Genomic DNA, 19,132 nt, shown 5'->3' on the forward strand with positions numbered 1-19,132 from the left:
TTTGTCGCCAATTGATGTAGCGTATGGCTTCATGCCGGGGCTGATTGAGTACGAGCTCGCGGGGATGGACGTGGCGGACGTCCGCTTCGCCATCTCGCCGCTCAACGAGCTCACGCTGTCGTTGCGGACGTTCCGCGACCCCGGGCGCTATCCCGTGCACCTGCCCTGGCTGCGCCGCACCGAGCAGGCCCGGTCCACGCTGGACGTGCCCCTCCTCCGGGCGCTCACCAACGACGACATGTGGACGCCCGACTACCTCTCGCCCCGCCCCCACGCCCCGCTCACCCGCATCGACGACGAACTCGCCGCCGTCGCCCGCGTCCCCGCCGACCGGGTGCTCGACGACCTGCGCGCCCTCCACCCCCGGCTCCCCGAGCCACTGCGCGGCGACCCGTCGGCCCGCATCCTGGACGCGCTGCGGGAGTACTGGCGCACCTGCTTCGCGCCCTGGTGGCCCCGGATGCGCGCGGTCCTGCAAGCCGACGTGGTTCACCGCGGCCAGGTCATCTCGGCCCACGGCCTGGCCGCGATGTTCGCCGACCTCAACGAGCGCGTCCAGCTGCGGGACGGCGTCGTCCGCGCGCGCCTGATCAGCGACACCCGCTACCGGCGCTCCACCAACGGCGAAGGCCTCACCCTGGTCCCGACCCTCTTCAGCAGGGCCGCCACCATCCCCATCTCCCCGTCCGAACCGCCGGTGATCATGTACGGGACGCGGGGCGCAGGCACGCTCTGGCAGGCGGAGTCCCGTCCGTCCCCGGCCGTGCTCACGGACCTTCTGGGCGCCACCCGGGCAGGGCTCCTCACCATGCTCGGGACGCCCGCCTCATCGACCGAACTCGCCGGCCGCCTGGGGGTCACCACCTCGGCCGTCAACCAGCACCTCCGCACCCTCCGCGCCGCCGGCCTGCTCGCCAGCGCCCGCCATGGCCGATCGGTCCTGTACCTGCGGTCGGAACTGGGAGACGCTCTGGTCTCCGGGCCGGGGCTGCGCGGCGACCGGCCGGGGCAGGGGGCCTGACCGCGAAGGGGACGCGGTGCGGCCGGCCAAGCCCTGGAGCTGCGTCTTTCGGCGGACGCCGAAACACTCTTACCGCGCCACGGCCGCACGCCGATGCTGGGGATCCGCGACGAGCAGGAGAGGTGACCGCCATGCGCGTAACCCGTAGCAGAAAGCTCCGCCATGCCGTAGTGGCAGCCCTGATGTTGATCGGGGGCCCTATCATGATGGCCTCCCCGGCGGCGGCAGCCCCACCGGCTAACCTGGTCTACCTGATCAACGGCCTTTCGGGTAAGTGCCTGGGCATCAACTCCGGAAGCCATGCGATCGGCGCCCTCGCGATGCAGTGGCAGTGTGCCAATCAACCCTTCTCGGACCAGGGCTGGTGGCTCTTCCAGATCGGCTCGGTGCCCAACGCCTACGAGATACACAACCAGAACAGCTTCCTCTGCCTGGGCATCGATCGGGCCAGTGTGGCCAACGGCGCGCTCGCCATTCAGGCGGCATGCAGTGGGCAGACCTACAACAACCAGACCTGGCTGGAGGAGCCCCTGGGCGGAGGCCGCGTCCAGTTCCGCAACTACAACAGCGGGAGATGTCTGGGCATCAGCGCGGGCAGCAACGCCAACGGCGCGCTGGCCATGCAATGGGACTGTGCGAACAGGGCGTACTCGGACCAGGCGTGGATCTACGATCCCGTGTAGTGACACCCGTCAGCTGGGGAGCGCCGGGCCGGCGCTCCCCAGACGTGTCAGGCGGGCGCGTAGCCCGCGGGGCGCGTGGTGAAAGTCCCCCGCCCCTGCGTACGGCTACGCAACCGGGTCGCGTACCCGAACACCTCCGCCAGCGGCACCACCGCGGTGATCACCACCGCGCCGGCCCGCGTCTCGGAGCCCGAGATGCGCCCGCGCCGCGCCGACAGGTCGCCCAGCACGGCGCCGGCCATCTCGTCGGGCACGGTCACCGTCACCTCCGCCACCGGCTCCAGCACCACCATCGCGCACTGGCGCAGCGCCTCGCGCAGCGCCAGCCGCCCGGCGGCGCGGAACGCCAGGTCCGAGGAGTCCTTGACGTGCGTGGCCCCGTCGGTCAGCGTGACCCGCAGCCCGGTCACCGGATGACCGCCGAGCGGCCCGTCGGACAGCGCTTCCCTGCAGCCGGCCTCGACCGCCCGCACGTACTCGCGCGGCACCCGGCCGCCGGTCACCGTGGAGGCGAAGGCGAAGCCCTCGGCCAGCGGTTCGACGTCGATCACCACGTGGGCGAACTGCCCGGCGCCGCCGTCCTGCTTGACGTGCCGGTACAGCAGCCCCGACACGCCTCGCCCGACCGTCTCCCTGAGCGCGACCTGCGGCCGGCCGACGCTCACGGCCAGCCGGTGCTCGCGCCGCAGCTTCTCCGCCGCCACCTCCAGATGCAGCTCGCCCATCCCGGACAGCACCGTCTGACCCGTCTCGGCGTCGGCGCGCACGGCCAGCGAGGGGTCCTCCTCCGCCAGCCGGGCCAGCGCCGCCGCCAGCCGGTCGCCGTCGGTGCCGTGGCGCGCCTCGACGGCCACGGACACCACCGGCTCGGTCGCGCCCGGCGGCTCCAGCAGCAGCGGGGCGTCCGGCGCGCACAGCGTCGTGCCCGTGCGGGCCGCCTTCGGCCCGACCACGGCCACGATGTCGCCGGCCGCCGCCCGGTCCGTCTCGGCGTGCCGGTCGGCCTGCACGCGCAGGATCCGCGCGATCCGCTCGGTCCGTCCCGTGCCCGCGTCCAGCACCATGTCTCCCTTCCGCATCGTGCCCGAGTAGATCCGCAGGTACGTCAGCCGCCCGGTCGCCGTCGCGTTCACCTTGAACGCCAGCGCGGCCAGCGGTGCCCCGGGATCCGCCGGGCGCCTCTGCCCGTCCTGGCCGCGCACGGCGGGCACGTCCAGCGGCGAGGGCAGATACCGGACGGCGGCGTCCAGCAGCGGCTCGATCCCGCGGTCCCGGTAGGCCGAGCCGCACAGCACCACCACGCCCGCGCCGCTGCCGGTCAGCTCGCGCAGCGCCGCCACCAGCGTCGACTCGGACACCGACGGCTCGGCGCAGAACTCCTCCAGCGCGCCGGGGTGCAGCTCGGCCACGGCCTCCTCCAGCATCCGGCGCCGCCGACGCGCCTCCTCCAGCAGTTCCCCTGGCACCGGGCCGCTCTCCAGGACGCCGTCGTCCCAGGTCAGGGCCCGCATGGCGAGCAGGTCGACCACGCCGGCGAAGCCGTCCTCGCGCCCGATCGGCAGCTGTACGACCAGCGGCGCGGGATGCAGCCTGCGGCGGATCGACTCGACCGCCGCGTCGAGGTCGGCGCCCGCGCGGTCCAGCTTGTTCACGAACGCGATGCGCGGGACCCCGTGCCGGTCGGCGCGCCGCCACACCGACTCGCTCTGCGGCTCCACCCCGGCCACGCCGTCGAACACCGCGATCGCGCCGTCGAGCACCCGAAGGGAACGCTCCACCTCGTCGGAGAAGTCGACGTGGCCAGGGGTGTCGATCAGGTTGATCCGGTGTCCGTCCCAGTCGCAGCTCACCGCGGCGGCGAAGATGGTGATGCCGCGGTCGCGCTCCTGGGGGTCGAAGTCGGTGACGGTCGTGCCGTCGTGCACCTCACCGCGCTTGTAGGTGGCGCCGGTCAGGTAGAGCATCCGCTCGGTGACGGTGGTCTTGCCGGCGTCCACGTGGGCGAGGATGCCGAGGTTCCGGATGTTGTGCAGGACGTTGACAACGTGAGCACGCATGGCTCATGGCCCCTTCGGGGGACGGGATCTGGACAGGACAGCGCGATTCGGCGGCCTGTGAAAGTCCCAGAGAAAGGTCTGGTCAGGGCAGCAACCAGTGACGGCCGCGCAGCCGGCACCGGGTCCCGGAAGACACCAGGATCACCTCGTAACGCGACAGGGAGACGGCGGTGGCGGCGCTGTGGTGGCGCATGGCCGGCTCCCTTCCTGGGTCACGTCTTCGGTGTCGGTTGGTGAGTGTAGTGAGGACGGGCGAGGCACGGGAAACGATTTTTCCGGCCGTGATGGAGAACGAGGCCACGGCGCATGGCCGTCCGGTCGAGCCGGCGCCACCCGCCAGCAGTTCAAGGTCGTCTCGCAGGGCAGCGGCCTCGCGCTCACCAATGGCAAGTGCGTCGAGACGCCCGGCGCCACGGGCCGGCACCCGGCTCCACCAGAACGCCTGCTCGGCCGCCGCCGACCAGACCTGGACGTTCACCGCGTCCACCGCGGCCTCCGGGAAGTTTCGAGCGGGGCTGAAGTCGAGCGCGACACCTCGCCCGTCCTGCGGGTGCAGGGGTCGAGCAGCCCGTCCTGCGCGTCCCCCGCACGTTCGCCACACAGAGGTGACGGCCGCTTCCGCACGCTCTCCGTCTCAGCGGGGACGAAGCGACGGTATGAGCGCGGCGATGGCGTCCAGGATGTGGCCGAGCTCGTGCCGGAACCGCTCCTCAGGGGCGAGGTGGGCCGTGCGGGACTCCAGGATCGACCGGTTGAACAGGGGGAAGGCGCCGGATTCGACGACCTGGCGGACGTACGGCCCCATGTAGTCCCGCTTCCACCGCTCAGGGCCGAAGCCGGTGCGGCGGGCCTCCTCCAGCCAGCCGAGCTCGCGGCGGATCGCGCTGTGCAGGTGGTCGTTCAGCATGGTGACGAGGCCGGTGACGTCGTCGATGCCCAGCCCGAGTCCGTCGAGGGCGCCGAGGGCGAACTCGTGCACGCGCAGCAGGTGGGGGCCCAGCGTGGGGCGGCTGGTGAGCAGGGCGATCAGCCACGGGTGGCGCAGTCCCGTGGCGCGGGTCCGCCCGGCCAGCAGGGTCAGGTCGGCCCGCCAGTCGCCGGACGGGCCGCCGGGGAGTTCGACCTCGCTCATCGCCAGGTCGATCATGAGGTCGAACAGGTCGTCGCGCCGGGGCACGTACCGGTAGAGCGACATGGCGCCGGTGCCCAGCTCTCCGGCGATCCGCCGCATGGTCGCGGCCTCCACCCCCTCGGCGTCGGCGATCCGGACGGCCGTGCGGGTGATCTGCTCGCGGCTGTAGCCGGGGCGCCGTCCGGGGCCGGAGCGTTCCTGCCGCTCCGGCTGCATCCAGATGCTGACGGGTTCCTCGTCGGCCATGCGCGTCCCTCCCTGTCATTTGCGTACATGGTACCTGAATGGTTATGGTCCGTTTCTCGTACGTGGTACGCAAAATGGAGGACAGATGGATCGAACTCTTCGCCGGGGGGTGACCGGCGTGCTGCTGGGCATGATCACCGCCCCGCTGGACGGCATGATGCTCGGCCCCGCGCTCCCGGTGATCGTCCGGGATCTCGGGGGTCTGGAGTACTTCTCCTGGGTGGCCACCGGCTACCTCATCTGCATGGCCGCCTCGACCCCGATCTGGGGGAAACTCGGCGACCTGTACGGCCGCAAGGCGGTCTACATGGCCGCGATCACCGTCTTCCTGCTGGGCTCCGGGCTGTCGGGAGCCGCGCAGGACATGATCCAGCTCGTCGGCTTCAGAATGGTGCAGGGGCTGGGCGCGGGCGGCCTGATGACCGGGGCGCTCGCGCTGATCGGTGAACTGGTGCCGCCCCGGCACAGCGGCAGGCTGATGGGGCTGTTCGGGGTGATGATGCCGATCGCCTTCATCGCCGGGCCGCTGCTCGGCGGCCTGTTCGCCGAGCAGTTGAGCTGGCGGTGGGCGTTCTTCGTCAACCTCCCGATCGGCGTGGCCGCCTTGCTGCTCATCGGCGCCGCAGTGCGGCTGGAGCGGCGCCGGATCAGGGCACGCGTCGACTACCTGGGGGCGCTGCTGCTGACGGTGGCGCTGGTGGCGCTGAGCCTGGTCGCCGGCTGGGGCGGCACCCGGTACGCCTGGGGCTCGGCCCCGATCCTCGCCCTGATCGTCGTCGGGCTGGCGGCGCTGGCCGTCCTGCTGCCGGTGGAACGGCGCGCGGCCGAGCCGATCGTCCCGCTGCGCCTGTTCGCCGACCGCAACTTCACCCTCGCCCAGGTCATCCGCTTCCTCGGCGGCGTCGGCATGGTGGTGGCCGCCACCTTCCTGCCGCAGTACATGCAACTCGTCCACGGCGCCTCGCCGATCGCCAGCGGCCTGCTGATCCTGCCCGCGATGCTCGGCATGGTCGCCGTGCTGATCGGCACCGGCAGGCTGATCAGCCGCACCGGCCGCTACCGCGTCTACCCGATCCTCGGCGGCGCCACCGTGGCCGCCGGCATGCTTGCGCTTCTCCTGCTGCGGCCCGGCGTCAACCTGGCGCTCGCCTCCGCCCTGACGCTGATCGGCGGGCTCGGCGTGGGGCTGCTGATGCAGTCCACCACGATCATCACCATCAACAGCGCCGAGCCGCGCGACATGGGGGCGGCCAGCGGCTCGGTCACCCTCTGGCACACGATGGGCGCCTCGCTGGGCGTGGCCGCCCTGGGCGCCCTGTACACCGCCCGGCTGCAGGACACCCTCATCGACCGCCTCGGCGCGGCGGCCGGCGCCCGGATCGCCGCCGGCGACTTGACGCCCGGCGCGCTCGCCGGGCTTCCCGCCGCCGCGCGGGAGGCGGTTCGCGCGGCCGTCGCCGACGGCGTCCACGCCATGGCACTCGGCGCCGCCGCTCTGGGCGTCCTCGCCTTCGTCCTGGCCTGGTTCATTCGCGAGGTCCCCCTGCACGACCGGGCTCCGTCGCCCGAGCCCGCGCCGGTGGCGGCGTGAGGCGGACGCTCGTGCCGTACCCAACCCTTGATGAACCTCAAAAGGAGAGCACCATGACGATCAATGACCCGCTCCGGCTGGCCGTCATCATCGGCAGCGTCCGCGACGGACGCCTCGGCCCGACCGTGGCCACCTGGTTCGCCGGCCAGGCCGCGGCCCGCCCGGACCTCGACGTGGACGTGATCGACCTGGCCGAGGTGCCGATCGGCGGGGCGGCCCCGTCGATGTCGGCGCCCGCGCCGGTACTGCAGGCCCTGGGCGGGCTGACCCCGCGACTGGCGGCCGCCGACGCGTTCGTGGTGGTGACCCCCGAGTACAACCACAGCTACCCGGCCGCGCTCAAGAACGCCATCGACTGGCACAACCAGCAGTTCCACGCCAGGCCGGTGGCGTTCGTCTCCTACGGCGGCCTGTCCGGCGGCCTGCGCGCGGTGGAGCACCTGCGCGCCGTCTTCGCCGAGCTGCACGCCGTCACCACCCGCGACACCGTCAGCTTCCACGGCGCCTGGGAGTGCTTCGACGCCGACGGGCAGCCGAAGGACCCGACCGGCCCGGCCGCCGCCGCCGACGTCCTGCTGGACCAGGTGAGCTGGTGGGCGCGCATCCTGCGGGACGCCAGGACCACCACCCCTTACACCGCATAGAGAGGCATGATCATGACGACACTGACCGGAAAGACGGCGCTGGTGACCGGCGCGAGCCGGGGCATCGGCCGCGCCATCGCCACCCGGCTCGCCCGCGAAGGCGCCCGCGTCGCCGTCCACTACGGCACCAGCCACGCCGCCGCCAAGGACACCGTCGCCGCCATCGAAGCGGACGGCGGGCGGGCGTTCGCCGTCCAGGCCGAATTGGGCGCGCCCGGCGACGCGCAGACCCTGTGGACCGCCTTCGACGCGCACGCCGACGGGCTCGACATCCTGGTCAACAACGCGGGCGTCCTCGGCGGCCAGACCGAGATCGACGGCGTCACCCGGGAGGCGTTCGAGCGCCTGCTCGCCGTCAACACCACCGCCCCGTTCCTCATCACCCAGCAAGCCCTGCCGCGGCTGCGCGACGGCGGACGGATCATCACCGTCGGCACCATGCTCACCCGGGGAGCGGCCATACCCAGAGCGATCGGCTACGCCATGTCCAAGGCCGCACTCGACGTCATGACCGTCGCCCTGGCCAAGCAGCTCGGGCCGCGCGGCATCACGGTCAACCTCGTGGCCCCCGGCGTCATCGACACCGACATGCACCAAGGACGCCTGGTCGGCGACGCCCTGGCCTGGCTGTCGTCCCAGACGCCCCTCGGCCGGCTGGGCACACCGGCCGACGTGGCCGACACCGTCGCCTTCCTCGCCTCCAGCGACAGCCGCTACATCACCGGGCACCGGCTCGACGTCTCCGGCGGGACGACCATGTAGGGGCCGCGGAGTTCCTCCCGGCCGAGGCGGTCACCATGGCGAGCCGCTGCCCGCGGGCCGCCGTCTCGGGTGACGCGTCCGCGCTGATGATCCATGAGCTTGGACGTGTGAGTGACGCCAGGCCCGCGGGCGCCGGGAGGTCGCCGAGCCGAGGCTGGATGACGCCGGATACCTGAAGCCCGCCGTCTGACCGTGGTCCGATGAAAGCTCCTGTCCAGAACTCATCGCGGCACGATAGCCCAATCGCTCCCAGCCGCCCGCTTCTCGCGGAGAGTGGTTCCACTCCCCGCGGGGCACGTATAACGGACGGAGGAGGGAATGAGGTGGCGATGGACCGTCGCATCTTTGGCCTGGAGAATGAGTACGGGATCACCTGCACCTTCAGAGGGCAACGCAGGCTGTCTCCCGACGAGGTGGCGCGCTACCTCTTCCGGAAAGTGGTGTCCTGGGGCAGATCGAGCAACGTCTTCCTGGGCAACGGAGCGCGCCTGTATCTCGACGTCGGCAGCCACCCGGAGTATGCCACTCCCGAGTGTGACAACGTCGTGGAGCTGGTGACGCACGACAAGGCCGGTGAGCGCATCGTGGAGGGCCTGGCCGTCGATGCCGAGCGGCGGCTGCGCGAGGAGGGCATCGCCGGGGACATCTACCTGTTCAAGAACAACACCGACTCGGCCGGCAACTCCTACGGCTGCCACGAGAACTACTGCGTGGGCCGCCACGGGGAGTTCGGGCGGCTGGCGGACGTGCTGATCCCGTTCCTGGTGACCCGGCAGGTCGTGTGCGGGGCAGGGAAGGTGCTGCAGACGCCGAGGGGCGCCGTGTACTGCCTGTCCCAGCGTGCGGAGCACATCTGGGAGGGCGTGTCCAGCGCCACCACCCGTTCGCGTCCGATCATCAACACGCGCGACGAGCCGCACGGCGACGCCGAGCGGTTCCGCCGGCTGCACGTGATCGTGGGCGACTCGAATATGAGCGAGACCACCACGCTGCTCAAGGTCGGCGCCACCGACCTGGCGCTGCGCATGATCGAGGCCGGTGTCGTGATCCGCGACCTGTCGCTGGAGAACCCGATCAGGGCGATCCGCGAGGTGTCCCACGACATGACGGGCCGCCGCAAGGTCCGGCTGGCCAACGGGCGGGAGGCGTCCGCGCTGGAGATCCAGCAGGAGTACCTGTCCAAGGCGAAGGACTTCGTCGACCGCCGCGGCGGTGACGCGATCGCGCACCGGGTGCTGGACCTGTGGGAGCGTACGCTGCGGGCCGTCGAGACGGGGAACCTGGACCTGGTCTCCCGCGAGATCGACTGGGTGACGAAGTACCAGATGATCGAGCGTTACCGCAGCAAGTACGATCTGCCGCTGTCCTCGCCGCGGGTGGCGCAGCTCGACCTGGCCTACCATGACGTGCATCGCCGGCGGGGGCTGTTCTACCTGCTGCAGCGCAAGGGCCTGGTGGAGCGGGTGACGTCCGACATCAAGATCTTCGAGGCCAAGTCGGTGCCGCCGCAGACCACGCGGGCGCGGCTGCGCGGCGAGTTCGTCCGCAAGGCGCAGGAGAAGCGGCGCGACTTCACGGTCGACTGGGTGCACCTGAAGCTGAACGATCAGGCGCAGCGCACGGTGTTGTGCAAAGATCCGTTCCGGAGTGTGGACGAGCGGGTCGACAGGCTGATCGCCGGCATGTGACCGTGGGTGGCCGCTACCGGTGAGGCGCTCGTGACGACGGTGCGGGCCTGCTTCGGCGCGGGCAGGCCGGGCGCCGTCCAGAACAACCCGGAGGTCAGCGGCTACGCCAGAACGCGCAGAGCTGAGGCGGGGTCGTCGGCGTAGAAGCGGATCGTGGTGACGTGCGCGCGACGGCCGAGGGGCCGGGTGATGGCTATCGGCTCGGTCAGGTGGACGATCAGGTTGGTCTGCGCGTCCACCCCCAGCGTGAGCCGGCCGTCCGCCACCTCGATCGCGCGGCGCGCGTCGTAGTTGCGGCTCGCCTTGACGGAGGCGATCAGCTCGCGCGGGACGCGCAGGTCGAAGTACGCGCCGTAGCGGACGCGCAGTTCGTCCGCGGTCACGACATGCGGCCGGGTGGCGGACGCCGCCCCGAGGGCCAGCACGAACAGGAGCTGGTAGACGTCGGCCGCCATGACGATGGCGCGCAGGCCGGCCTCGGCGTCCGAGACCGCCAGCATCCACTCCAGGGCGACGGCCTGCACGACCACGGCGAACAGCAGCATCAGCAGCAACGGCCGCTGATTCCTCGCATACGCCACGGCGATGCCGCCGGGCGGCACCCCGTCCTGACGCCGGCTGACCCACAGAGCGAAGCTGGCCAGGTTCCTGCGCTCCGCTCGCATGAGCATGCGCACCTGCAGCGGCACCAGCGCATCGGCGACCGTCCGCAGCGCGTCCCATGGCGCGGCGCCGGCCTCACGCGCGGCCCTGAAAAGCCGGTACACGTGCAGGTATCCCACGGTGGACAGGGGCGCGATCAACGCCGCGGCCACCAGCCCCGCCGGCATGGGCGTCAACCGTCCAGAAACGATCAGCACAGCGACGAGCAGGTCCAGGGCCGCCACTGCGCACAGACCGTTCCGGGAGAGGCTGAGCCGCATTCTCATGTCCTTCCATCAGACAAGGATCATGGTAGCTTCCTGCGGTCAGAAGGTGGCGATCGGGTTGACCGGGCTGCCGGACGTGCCCGCGAAACGGACCGGCGCGACAGAGAGGTGGAAGTCCCACTGGCCGAGCTCGGCTGCCGTCGTCGCGCACGCCTCCAGGTCACAGTTGTCGAGCATCCACAACCCCATCGCGACGAGGCTCACGGCGTGCACCGGCATCAGCACGCCGTCGTACCCCGACGGCTGAACGTCCTGAGGGGTGTCGGCGCCGATCAGGGCGACCTCCCGTTCGTGCAGCCACGGCAGGCAGGACGCGTGCCAGCCCGCCTGCTTGAGACCGCCGGCCACACCGGTCTCGTGCCGGACGCGGCCGTGGCCGGTGCGCAGGAGCACCGCGTCGCCGGGTCGTACGCGCACACCCTGGCGGCGTTCGGCCTCCTCGAGGTCTTCGGGGAACACGCCCTCCCCCGGGGCCAGCGACGGCACGTCGCGGACCTTCGCGATGTCCAGCAGGACGCCACGCGTGACGATCCCGTTCGCCGCCGCCGTGACGGCCGCCCACTGCGATCCGTTCGTGGCGTCGACCAGCGAGTGCGGCCGGCCGTTGTACATCTTGCCGTCCCAGAAGATGTGGCACGGCGAGTCGATGTGGGTGATGGTGTTGCCGTGGAAGGTGACGCCGAGCCGTTCCATCGAGAAGCCCCAGCGCCGGTCGTTGCGGAATCCGGGCGCCGGCATGTGCTCGGCGCCCGGCATGTCGGCGGCGCACGGGCACGCCGTCGTCGACCGCTCCATCTCCTTCGGCACGGCGACCTCCCACGCGCACGACACGCTCCTGCCGTGACGCACGGCTTGCGCCGCCGCCAGCCGGACGTCGTCGGTGACGTGGTTGAGAGTGCCCAGCTCGTCGTCTTCGCCCCACCGGCCCCAGTTCGACAACGTGTTGAAGTATTCGAGCACGTCGTCCTGCGTCGGCATCGGTCGCCCTGCGGTCATCCCAGCATCGGCTCCTCCGGTCGCGCGGTTCGAGGCATCAGAGGCGGGATTTCCCGCCCTGTGCCCAGGGTCGCTGAGCCGGGATGGTACTAGGTCGGCGGGCGGGCGGGGAGGGGCCGTTCACGAACATCTGGGCCGCCCGACCGGCGACTAGCGGGAGCGGGGCGCTACGGTTCTTGATCTGGCCGCGCTTGATGGCCCGCCTCAGGTTCGTCGAGGGGTCGGAGCAGTCGCGGAACAAGTAGGCGCGGACCCGTCCGGCGGGTCCGGCCACGGCGATCAGGCTGACGGCGGCGGGGGTGACCAGCGCCATGGCGAGGGCGGAGAGCTTGATGGGGTTCTCCGTTGCCTGAGGCCGGAGTATGCGAAGGTTTTGCTCTCAAGCCGGGCCTCCCGGCCACCCACACGTGCTTACCTGGGACGATGGGCGTGACAAGTTCCTTCGACGATCCCGAGGTCGCCGCCGCGTACGCCAAGTGGCGGGCACGCGACCTGGCCTGGCTGCTGGGCTACCCCTTCCTGTTCCGCGCGCTGGAACCGGAGGGCGACGGCGGCGGAAGCGGCCCGATGCTGGACGTCGGTTGCGGCCACGGCGAGGTGGCGGTGGAGGTGGCCCGCCGGTTCGCGAGCCCGGTGGTGGCGGTGGACGCCTCGCCCGCGATGCTCGAGGTCGCCCGGCGCGAGCACGCCCACCCGTCGGTGACCTACCACCAGGCCGAGGGACGGCGACTCGACTTCCTGGACACGGCCTCCATGGCCGCGGCCTACTCCGCGTTCGTGCTGCTGATGCAGCCGTCGCGGGCGGCCATCCAGGCGCTGGCCGACGAGGTCGGCAGGGTGCTGCGCCCCGGCGCGCGGTTCGCGGTCCTGGACATCGACCATTCGCGCTCCACCGTCCTGGCCCGGCGGCCCGCCGCCGAGGGCGAACAGATCACGGTCCAGGTGGGCGACACCGAGATCCACGACTACTACTGGCTTCCCGGGACCTACACCGAGATCCTGGAGCGAGCCGGGTTCGCCGATGTCGCAGTCGAATGGCTGACCTGGGAGGGGGTCGCCGATCCTGTGCTGTTCTCGTGGCGTGACCGCGCCCCCGGGCCGGTCACCTGCTCCCTCATCGTCCTGTCAGGCACCCGCCGCTGACGGGACGGCCCTGGAGCGGGCGGCCGCCCGCTCCAGGGCCTTCGGTCAGCGGATGCCCAGGTCGGTCCACTTGAGCACGTACCCGGAGTTGACGTTGGCGTTGAGCCAGGCTCCGCCCAGGCTGAAGCGGGCGCCGACGCCATACGACGTCTGGATCGAGTGGTTCAGCTCGCCCTCGAAGTTGGCCTCGGGCGATATCCCCTTCCCGCCGCCGCCGACGCCGACGTACACCTCGCGGCCGTAGTCGAGCGATGTGTCGAACCCGTTGTTGACTTTGGTGGCGTCCTCTGTGTTCAGCCTGGTGGAGACGGCCACGCTGACCCCGGCGCCGAGGTGGAGGCCGATCTTGGCGCCCGTGCTGACCGTCAGCCCCACCCTGTCGAAGTTGACGCACACGTTGGCGGCGACCGCGATGAGGACGCCCTTCGTCGCCTCCACGCAGACCGAGCCCGACTGGTACTTCACCAGGTTCGAGATCTCGATCAGGCCGTGGTCGCCCAAGGTCTGCTGGACGACCTCTGCCTTGCGCTGTTCGGTGCGGCGCGCCGCCTGCCAGCTCGTCAGCCCGCTCGCCGGCCCCCGGCCCGGCTTGTGCAGGCACCCTCGATGGCACTCGCCGTCCGGCGCGTTACCGGTTCTGCCGCGCGCCAGGCCGACCTGCCGGCCGGTGACGCGGCTGGCCGGTCCACGGCCGGGCTTGTAGCGGCAGCCGCGGCTGCACTCGCCGTCCGGGGAGTTGGCCGTGCTGCCCCTGGCCGGGGCGTACGGCCGGTAGTGCAGGGTGCTCGCGGGCCCGGTGCCCGGTTTGTACCCGCATCCCCTGTCGCACTCGCCGTCGGGCGCGTTGCGGAAGGCCAGGCCCTCGGGGTCGCTGAAGGTGACCGGGTTCTGGCCCGCGTAGGCGTACGGCGGGAGCTGCTGCGGGTCACCCGGGTGCAGGAGCGGGTCGGGTGACAGGAAGACGCCGGTGGCGGGGTCGTAGTCGCGCTGACCGAGCCGGGTGAGGCCGGTGGCGGCCTCCTTGGCGCCGTTGACGAAGTCGCGGTCGCCGGGCCAGGACGGCGGTTGCGCGCCGCGCGGGGCGCCGAACGGGTCGAAGCGGCGCTTGGTCGCCGCCCAGGTGACGGAGTCGATGGCCAGCTCCGGCGTGCCGTTGCGGTCGGCCATCGTGTATCTGAGCCCGGCGGCGGTGCGTGCCGCCATGGTGCTGTCGCCGTGCCGGTAGAACCGGGTGCCGGTCAGCTTGCCCGTCGCCTTGTCCAGGCGGAGCATGCCGCCGGGCAGGTGCAGCGTGGCGCCCGCCTCGTCGCGGCTGAGCAGCAGCCCGCCGTCGGGGGCGTACACGCGATCGACGTCGCCGCCGACCGCGCCCTCCTCGGTCACCTCGGTCATCAGGCCCTCGGCGTTCCAGGACAGGGTGCGGTCGCCGGCGGCGCCGCGCCAGCCCACGACGTTGCCCGCGGGGTCGTAGTCGTAGGTGTCGGTCCTGTTCCCGGCCGGGCCGGTGACCTCGACGGACGTCGGGGCGTGCGGCCGGGCCTCGCCCACGTCGGGGTAGTCGGTCCTGCTGACGGTGTCCTGGGCGCCGGCCAGGCCGTGCCGGGTCTCCGTCAGCCGGCGGCCGAGGTCGTCGAAGGTGAAGCTGGACCAGTACGGGGCGGGACCGGCGGTGGCGGCGCCGGGGCCTGCCTCGCAGTCGGCCGCCGGGGTCCACGCCTCGGTGAGCCGCCGGTACCGGTCGTAGCGGAAGCACTGGACGTCGCGGACGCCGCCCGCCGCCGCGTTGTCGATCTTGGTGACGTTGCCTGCGGGATCGTACTGGTAGGCGGTGTCGTCGACCTTGAGCGCGCCCGCCTTCTCCTGCTCCACCAGGGAGCGGGTCAGCCGCCGGGTGGCGGGATCGTAGTACTGCGAGTGCCAGATCAACGGGTTGGCCTTGTCGCCCAGGTGGTACTGGGTGGGCTCGCCGAGCTCGGTGTAGGCCGTCTTGCTCACGTACGTGGCGGCGCCGGTGACGGTGTTGAGCCCGCCCAGCCCGTCGTAGGTGTAGACGAGGGTCTCGGCGCGCAGGTCGCCGATGGCGGGCATGACGACCGAGGCGGTGCTGCCGTCGGCGAGGAAGGTGCTGGTCGTGGTGTAGGTGCCGGCCAGGCCGCCCTCCGCCGCGGGGATGCCGATCGACTGGCCGGTGATGCGGTAGCCCTGGTCGTAGCCGGTGACGGCGTTGACGTAGGCGTCCGTCCCTGCGTACCGGGTGACGGAGGTGAGCCGCCCCTTGGCCAGCGTGTCGTACACCCAGGCGGCGAGCTTGTCGCCCTGCGGCCCGTCGCGGCGGGTGGTGACCGGCCGGCCGAGGTCGTCGTACTCGTGGGCGATCGTCTGGCCGCGCGCGTCCGTGCTGGTCAGCATCCGGCCCGCGGCGTCGTAGGTGCGGGTGCTGTCGCCCTTGTCGGGGTCGTGGGAGGCGATCCGCCGGTGCCGCGCGTCGTAGCCGAAGCGCCATTCGTTGCCGTCGGCGTCACGGATGGCGGCGAGGGCGCCGGCCTTGGTGTACCTGTAGGTGGTGGCGGTGTAGGCGCCGGACGGCTTGCCTGACTCGTACTGGCGCAGCTCGGTGGTCCGCCCCCGGGCGTCGGTGTACGTCGCCGTGGGCGTCTCGCCCGGGGGAGGCGTCACCGCGACGTGGTCGCCGCCGTACTCCGTGGTGGTCTCCGACTGCTTGTGGTTGAACGCCTCCAGCCTGGACAGCACCTCACGCCCGGCGCCGTCGTACTCGGTGACGGTCTGGCTGGGGATGAGCGTGTCGTCCTGGGGCGCCAGCAGCGAGCCGCCGGGCGCCCCCGCCACGTGGTAGCCCGCGTTGGCGCGGGCCACCAGGCCGCGGGCGTTGTAGTGGGTGTCGGTGACCAGCTTGCCGCCGCCCCAGGTGTGTTCCTGGGTCTGGCGGGGCCGCAGGAAGCCGTCGTACAGGGCGTAGGAGGCGACCAGGTTGCCGTTCGCCTTCATGGTCTCGGTCGCCACGTAGGTCGCGGCGTCGGGGCGGACGACGTAGGTGTAGCGCGAGTTCGGGCTCTGGCCCGCGGCGGCGGACCTGCCGGGCAGCCACACCCCTGCCACCCGCCCGAGCGCGTCGTAGCGCAGGTCGGTGCGCCGCTGGTTGGCGTCGACGACGGTCTCGGGCACGCCGAGCAGCCTGTGCATGGTGGTGGTCGTGGCGTGTCCCAGCGGGTTGGTCGTGACCACCGTCCGCGGTGGCCCGGTGGGCGGCTCGTAGGCGGTGGTGGTCTCGTGGCCCAGCGCGTCGTGGGAGGTGACCACCCGGCCGTAGACGTCGTGGGTGGCACGGCTCGTCGTCACGTGGCGCGGCTCTCCCGCCTCGTAGGCCTCGGTCTCCTCGATCTTCGTGACGTCGCCCTTCCCCACCTGGCCGAGGTCCTTGCCGTCGTAGTAGGTCCGCACGTCGGAGATGCCGTCCTCGGGGAACTGCGGCGTCCCTCCGCACTTCGTGCCGTACGTCCGCACCCGGCTCGGCAGGGAGAGCAGCCAGGCGCCGGTGTCGCGGGCGTAGGAGGTCTCGGTGCAGCGGTCGTCCGCGGCGGTGGAGGTGTCGCCGAGGTCGTCCACCTTGACGGGCAGCCCCGCGTCGTCGTACGTGGTGTGCGTCTCGGTCCGCCGCCAGCCGCCCGCCGACAGCGCCGTGCGGGTGGCGGTGCGCTCGATGAGCACCTGGTGGGCCTTGTGCGGGCCCTGCGTGGCGGTCAGGCGGGCCAGCGGGTCGTTGATGACGCCCGAGACCACCGGGCCGTTCACTCCGTCGTAGGTGATCTGCTCGCGCAGGAACCCGGCGAGCTGCGGGTCGTCGGCCAGCGTCCGGCCGGCCGAGTCGGTGATCGACGCGGTCCGCGTGCCGCCGCCGGAGCGGTGGTCGCCGTTCATCCCGCGGAAGAACTGGTAGCGGGTGGCGTTCTCCTTCGGGTCGCCGGGGTCGCGCGGGTCCCCCTGCCGCACGAGGACCTTCTCGTAGCCGCGCCAGCCGGTCCAGGAGCGGTAGTCGGCCTTGACGAACGGGTCGTCGTTGTACGCCCAGGCGGCGGGGCCCTCGTAGTCGTAGCTGGTGAACTCGGTCGCCGCGCCGCCGGTCCGGTCGATCTTGGCGACGTTCGCCACCACGTACTTGTGGAACCAGTCGTCGATCGGGCCGCTCAGCCACGGCGCCCACCGCACGGGGAAACAGCTCTTGCCGTTGCCGTCGGGGGTGGGCAGGGCGTCGGCGGCGCACTCGGCGGAGCGGTACGTGATCACCGTCTGCCCGCCCGACTCGCCGTTGACGGCGTACAGGCGGAACTTCTTCATCGGCGGCAGGCCGTCCTGCGTGGAGTTGACCCGGTTGGCCAGGGCGATGCCGTCGAAGGTGACGGGCGGCAGCGCGGCCTGCCCGCCGGCCAGGCCGGTGCGGGTGACGCCGCTCAGCCACAGCACCGGGCTGGTGCCGTCGTCGGGCTTGGGGTAGGCGTGCGTGAAGGTCCAGCGGTCGACGTCGCGGTAGGCCGTGCCGTCCCACACCTGGCTGGTGACGGAGGCGAGCCGTTTGGTGGACCAGAAGGTCGGGGCCCAGTGGTCGCGGCAGGTGGCCGCCTCGCAGTTCTGGTCCCAGGGGACGTCCGGCCAGCTCTCCTTGGTGCGGGTGGCGCAGTTGGCGCCGGGCAGGCAGCGGTCGGCGGTCGTGAGGACCAGTTGCGCGGGCGCTCTGGTCACGCCGTCGCGGGTGCCGTACTCGATCCGGGTCAGCGTGCCGCCGCGCGTGTAGAGCGCCTTCTCGGCGCCGAGGTTGGCGCCGTAGGCGTTGTCCTCCTTGGCGTAGAAGTAGGTCATCGTGTTGCCGTGCGGGTCCACGACGCGGTCCAGGTTCCACCGCCACGCCTGCGCACAGCGCGAGGTGGCGAAGCTGCCGGACGCGCACGGCTCGCCGGCCTGGTTGCCGTACACCGGCACCGTCCAGGCCGACTGCGTCTCCGGCCGCGAGCCGAAGAAGTACTGGGTGCCGTCCACGGTCGTGACCTTCCAGTGCTCGCCGTCGTCGTCACCGTTGGACGCGCCGTCGAGCCGCTCCACGCGCGTGCCGTCGTCGTCCTTGGGCCGCCACGTCTTGCGGGCCTCGTCGTAGACGAGCACGCCGGAGCGCCCGCTGAGCGACAGTGTGGCGTTCTGGCCGGCCCAGCACTGGTCGTAGGTGGCCGGGCTGCCGCCGGCGGTGTCGTCCGCGCACGTCTTGTAACGCCGCTCGACGAACCCCGGCCACAGGTTCCAGCCCTCCCCCAGCCACGACGGCTGGTTGTTGGTGGTGGACACCCGGCCGTCCACGGCGCTGGAGGCGTACGACAGCGCCAGGTCCGGCTGCAGGCCGCCCGGCACGTCCGGCGCGGCGAGCGGGTAGCTCCAGGAGAAGTCGCCGGTCTGCAGCGACACGTCCCACGACCCCGACGGCGCCAGCGACGTCGCGGTGTAGTCGCCGGAGACGCCGGACGGCGCGGCGGCCAGGGCGAGCGTGGCGTCCTGCGCGCCGGCCTCGGCTCGCACGCGCAGCCGGCCGTTGCGCGGGTCGTTGCGGCCGGGCAGCACGGACGGCCGGCACTCCTCGGACGCCGGGTCGGCCGCCGCGCAGTCCGGGATCCGCAGCACCCGCAGGCGTGCGGCCCAGTCGCCGCCGTACGCCTGCCGGAACCCGGAGTAGTCGAGGGTGAGCGAGACCCGGCCCGTCGCGCTCTGCCCGTCGTTGCGCCGTACCCGCAGCAGCATGCCGGGGACGCCCGCCGCTTCGGCGGCGGCCCGGTCGAGCACCTCCACCCGGACGGCCTTCACGCCGTCGGCGAAGCTCCCCCTGGCCTTGCCCGGCTCGGCTTCTGGCGCGCCTACCGACACCGGCAGGTCGCCGGCCGGCTGTTCGCCCACGGTGGGCACGGTTACGTCGACGGCCCCCGTGGCGGGCCAGGTCACGGACGGGGTGCCGGTCATGGCGTGCTTGGCGACGTTGTCCTCGCCCACGGGCTTGGCCGGCACCGCCACGACGGGGACCGGAGGTTCGCTCTGCGGCGGGGTGGGCTGAACGTCCGCGGCCGCCCGCGCGGCGGACGCCGGCCGCACCGCCGTGATCGTCAGTGAGGCGGGCAGAAGTAACAAGGCGGCCAGTGCCGCCGCCGCCCGGCGAAGGCGGCGGCCGGCGGGTGGTCCAGAGTCGATCAT

At 72.1% G+C, this 19,132-nt stretch carries 13 protein-coding genes; 7 read left to right on the forward strand and 6 right to left on the reverse strand.

The features are described from left to right. Nucleotides 1-31 precede the first annotated feature (31 nt). Together FXF51_RS39475 and FXF51_RS39480 are read left to right on the forward strand one after the other, a co-directional pair. Complete coding sequence (locus tag FXF51_RS39475; RefSeq protein ID WP_222871651.1) at nucleotides 32-1,021, forward strand: ArsR/SmtB family transcription factor; 990 nt, start codon at nucleotides 32-34, stop codon at nucleotides 1,019-1,021. Nucleotides 1,022-1,224: 203 nt separating this feature from the next. After that, nucleotides 1,225-1,704 (forward strand): RICIN domain-containing protein, encoded by a 480-nt coding sequence (locus tag FXF51_RS39480; RefSeq protein WP_187414815.1) that lies wholly within the window; start codon nucleotides 1,225-1,227, stop codon nucleotides 1,702-1,704. A 47-nt stretch (nucleotides 1,705-1,751) separates the two neighbouring features. On the opposite strand, the gene fusA is transcribed toward FXF51_RS39480, so the two are convergent. The 3 genes from fusA to FXF51_RS39495 form a co-directional block, all read right to left on the reverse strand. Next, nucleotides 1,752-3,761, reverse strand: coding sequence for an elongation factor G (gene fusA / locus FXF51_RS39485; protein WP_148439880.1), 2,010 nt, complete (start codon nucleotides 3,759-3,761; stop codon nucleotides 1,752-1,754). An 82-nt stretch (nucleotides 3,762-3,843) separates the two neighbouring features. Then, entirely contained in the window at nucleotides 3,844-4,248 is a 405-nt protein-coding gene (locus FXF51_RS39490) for a hypothetical protein (RefSeq protein WP_148439881.1), read from the reverse strand. Nucleotides 4,249-4,395: 147 nt separating this feature from the next. Further along, a complete protein-coding gene (locus FXF51_RS39495) occupies nucleotides 4,396-5,139 on the reverse strand; it encodes a TetR/AcrR family transcriptional regulator (protein ID WP_148439882.1) in 744 nt (247 codons plus the stop codon). Between the two features lie 85 nt (nucleotides 5,140-5,224). On the opposite strand from FXF51_RS39495, the gene FXF51_RS39500 reads away from it, so the two are divergent. From FXF51_RS39500 to pafA, 4 genes are all read left to right on the forward strand, one after another. Further along, nucleotides 5,225-6,730 carry an MFS transporter gene (locus tag FXF51_RS39500; protein WP_148439883.1) on the forward strand — a complete coding sequence of 502 codons (1,506 nt, stop codon included), beginning with the start codon at nucleotides 5,225-5,227 and terminating at the stop codon, nucleotides 6,728-6,730. 53 nt (nucleotides 6,731-6,783) lie between these two features. Further along, entirely contained in the window at nucleotides 6,784-7,374 is a 591-nt protein-coding gene (locus tag FXF51_RS39505; RefSeq protein WP_148439884.1) for an NADPH-dependent FMN reductase, read from the forward strand. A 12-nt stretch (nucleotides 7,375-7,386) separates the two neighbouring features. Further along, nucleotides 7,387-8,136 carry an SDR family oxidoreductase gene (locus FXF51_RS39510; protein WP_148439885.1) on the forward strand — a complete coding sequence of 250 codons (750 nt, stop codon included), beginning with the start codon at nucleotides 7,387-7,389 and terminating at the stop codon, nucleotides 8,134-8,136. A 329-nt stretch (nucleotides 8,137-8,465) separates the two neighbouring features. Further along, entirely contained in the window at nucleotides 8,466-9,824 is a 1,359-nt protein-coding gene (pafA, locus tag FXF51_RS39515) for a Pup--protein ligase (protein ID WP_148439886.1), read from the forward strand. Nucleotides 9,825-9,925: 101 nt separating this feature from the next. Here the strand turns inward: pafA and FXF51_RS39520 are convergent, their stop codons facing one another. Together FXF51_RS39520 and FXF51_RS39525 are read right to left on the reverse strand one after the other, a co-directional pair. Further along, nucleotides 9,926-10,747 carry a hypothetical protein gene (locus FXF51_RS39520; RefSeq protein ID WP_148439887.1) on the reverse strand — a complete coding sequence of 274 codons (822 nt, stop codon included), beginning with the start codon at nucleotides 10,745-10,747 and terminating at the stop codon, nucleotides 9,926-9,928. A gap of 45 nt (nucleotides 10,748-10,792) precedes the next feature. Continuing rightward, nucleotides 10,793-11,749, reverse strand: coding sequence for a cyclase family protein (locus FXF51_RS39525; protein WP_262380120.1), 957 nt, complete (start codon nucleotides 11,747-11,749; stop codon nucleotides 10,793-10,795). Between the two features lie 429 nt (nucleotides 11,750-12,178). Here FXF51_RS39525 and FXF51_RS39530 point away from each other — a divergent pair, with 429 nt between their 5' ends. Further along, nucleotides 12,179-12,892 (forward strand): class I SAM-dependent methyltransferase, encoded by a 714-nt coding sequence (locus FXF51_RS39530; protein WP_187414816.1) that lies wholly within the window; start codon nucleotides 12,179-12,181, stop codon nucleotides 12,890-12,892. Nucleotides 12,893-12,937: 45 nt separating this feature from the next. Here FXF51_RS39530 and FXF51_RS39535 read toward each other — a convergent pair whose 3' ends face one another. Next, nucleotides 12,938-19,132 (reverse strand): RHS repeat-associated core domain-containing protein, encoded by a 6,195-nt coding sequence (locus tag FXF51_RS39535; protein ID WP_262380129.1) that lies wholly within the window; start codon nucleotides 19,130-19,132, stop codon nucleotides 12,938-12,940.

The organism is Nonomuraea sp. PA05 (genome assembly GCF_008086045.1).
Lineage (GTDB): Bacteria > Actinomycetota > Actinomycetes > Streptosporangiales > Streptosporangiaceae > Nonomuraea > Nonomuraea monospora.

Coding starts and splice junctions, on each gene's coding strand:
- FXF51_RS39475 (WP_222871651.1), top strand. CDS start 32: ATGCCGGGGCTGATTGAGTACGAGCTCGCGGGGATGGACGTGGCGGAC.
- FXF51_RS39480 (WP_187414815.1), top strand. CDS start 1,225: ATGATGGCCTCCCCGGCGGCGGCAGCCCCACCGGCTAACCTGGTCTAC.
- fusA (WP_148439880.1), bottom strand. CDS start 3,761: ATGCGTGCTCACGTTGTCAACGTCCTGCACAACATCCGGAACCTCGGC.
- FXF51_RS39495 (WP_148439882.1), bottom strand. CDS start 5,139: ATGGCCGACGAGGAACCCGTCAGCATCTGGATGCAGCCGGAGCGGCAG.
- FXF51_RS39500 (WP_148439883.1), top strand. CDS start 5,225: ATGGATCGAACTCTTCGCCGGGGGGTGACCGGCGTGCTGCTGGGCATG.
- FXF51_RS39505 (WP_148439884.1), top strand. CDS start 6,784: ATGACGATCAATGACCCGCTCCGGCTGGCCGTCATCATCGGCAGCGTC.
- FXF51_RS39510 (WP_148439885.1), top strand. CDS start 7,387: ATGACGACACTGACCGGAAAGACGGCGCTGGTGACCGGCGCGAGCCGG.
- pafA (WP_148439886.1), top strand. CDS start 8,466: ATGGACCGTCGCATCTTTGGCCTGGAGAATGAGTACGGGATCACCTGC.
- FXF51_RS39520 (WP_148439887.1), bottom strand. CDS start 10,747: ATGCGGCTCAGCCTCTCCCGGAACGGTCTGTGCGCAGTGGCGGCCCTG.
- FXF51_RS39525 (WP_262380120.1), bottom strand. CDS start 11,749: ATGACCGCAGGGCGACCGATGCCGACGCAGGACGACGTGCTCGAATAC.
- FXF51_RS39535 (WP_262380129.1), bottom strand. CDS start 19,132: ATGATCGACTCTGGACCACCCGCCGGCCGCCGCCTTCGCCGGGCGGCG.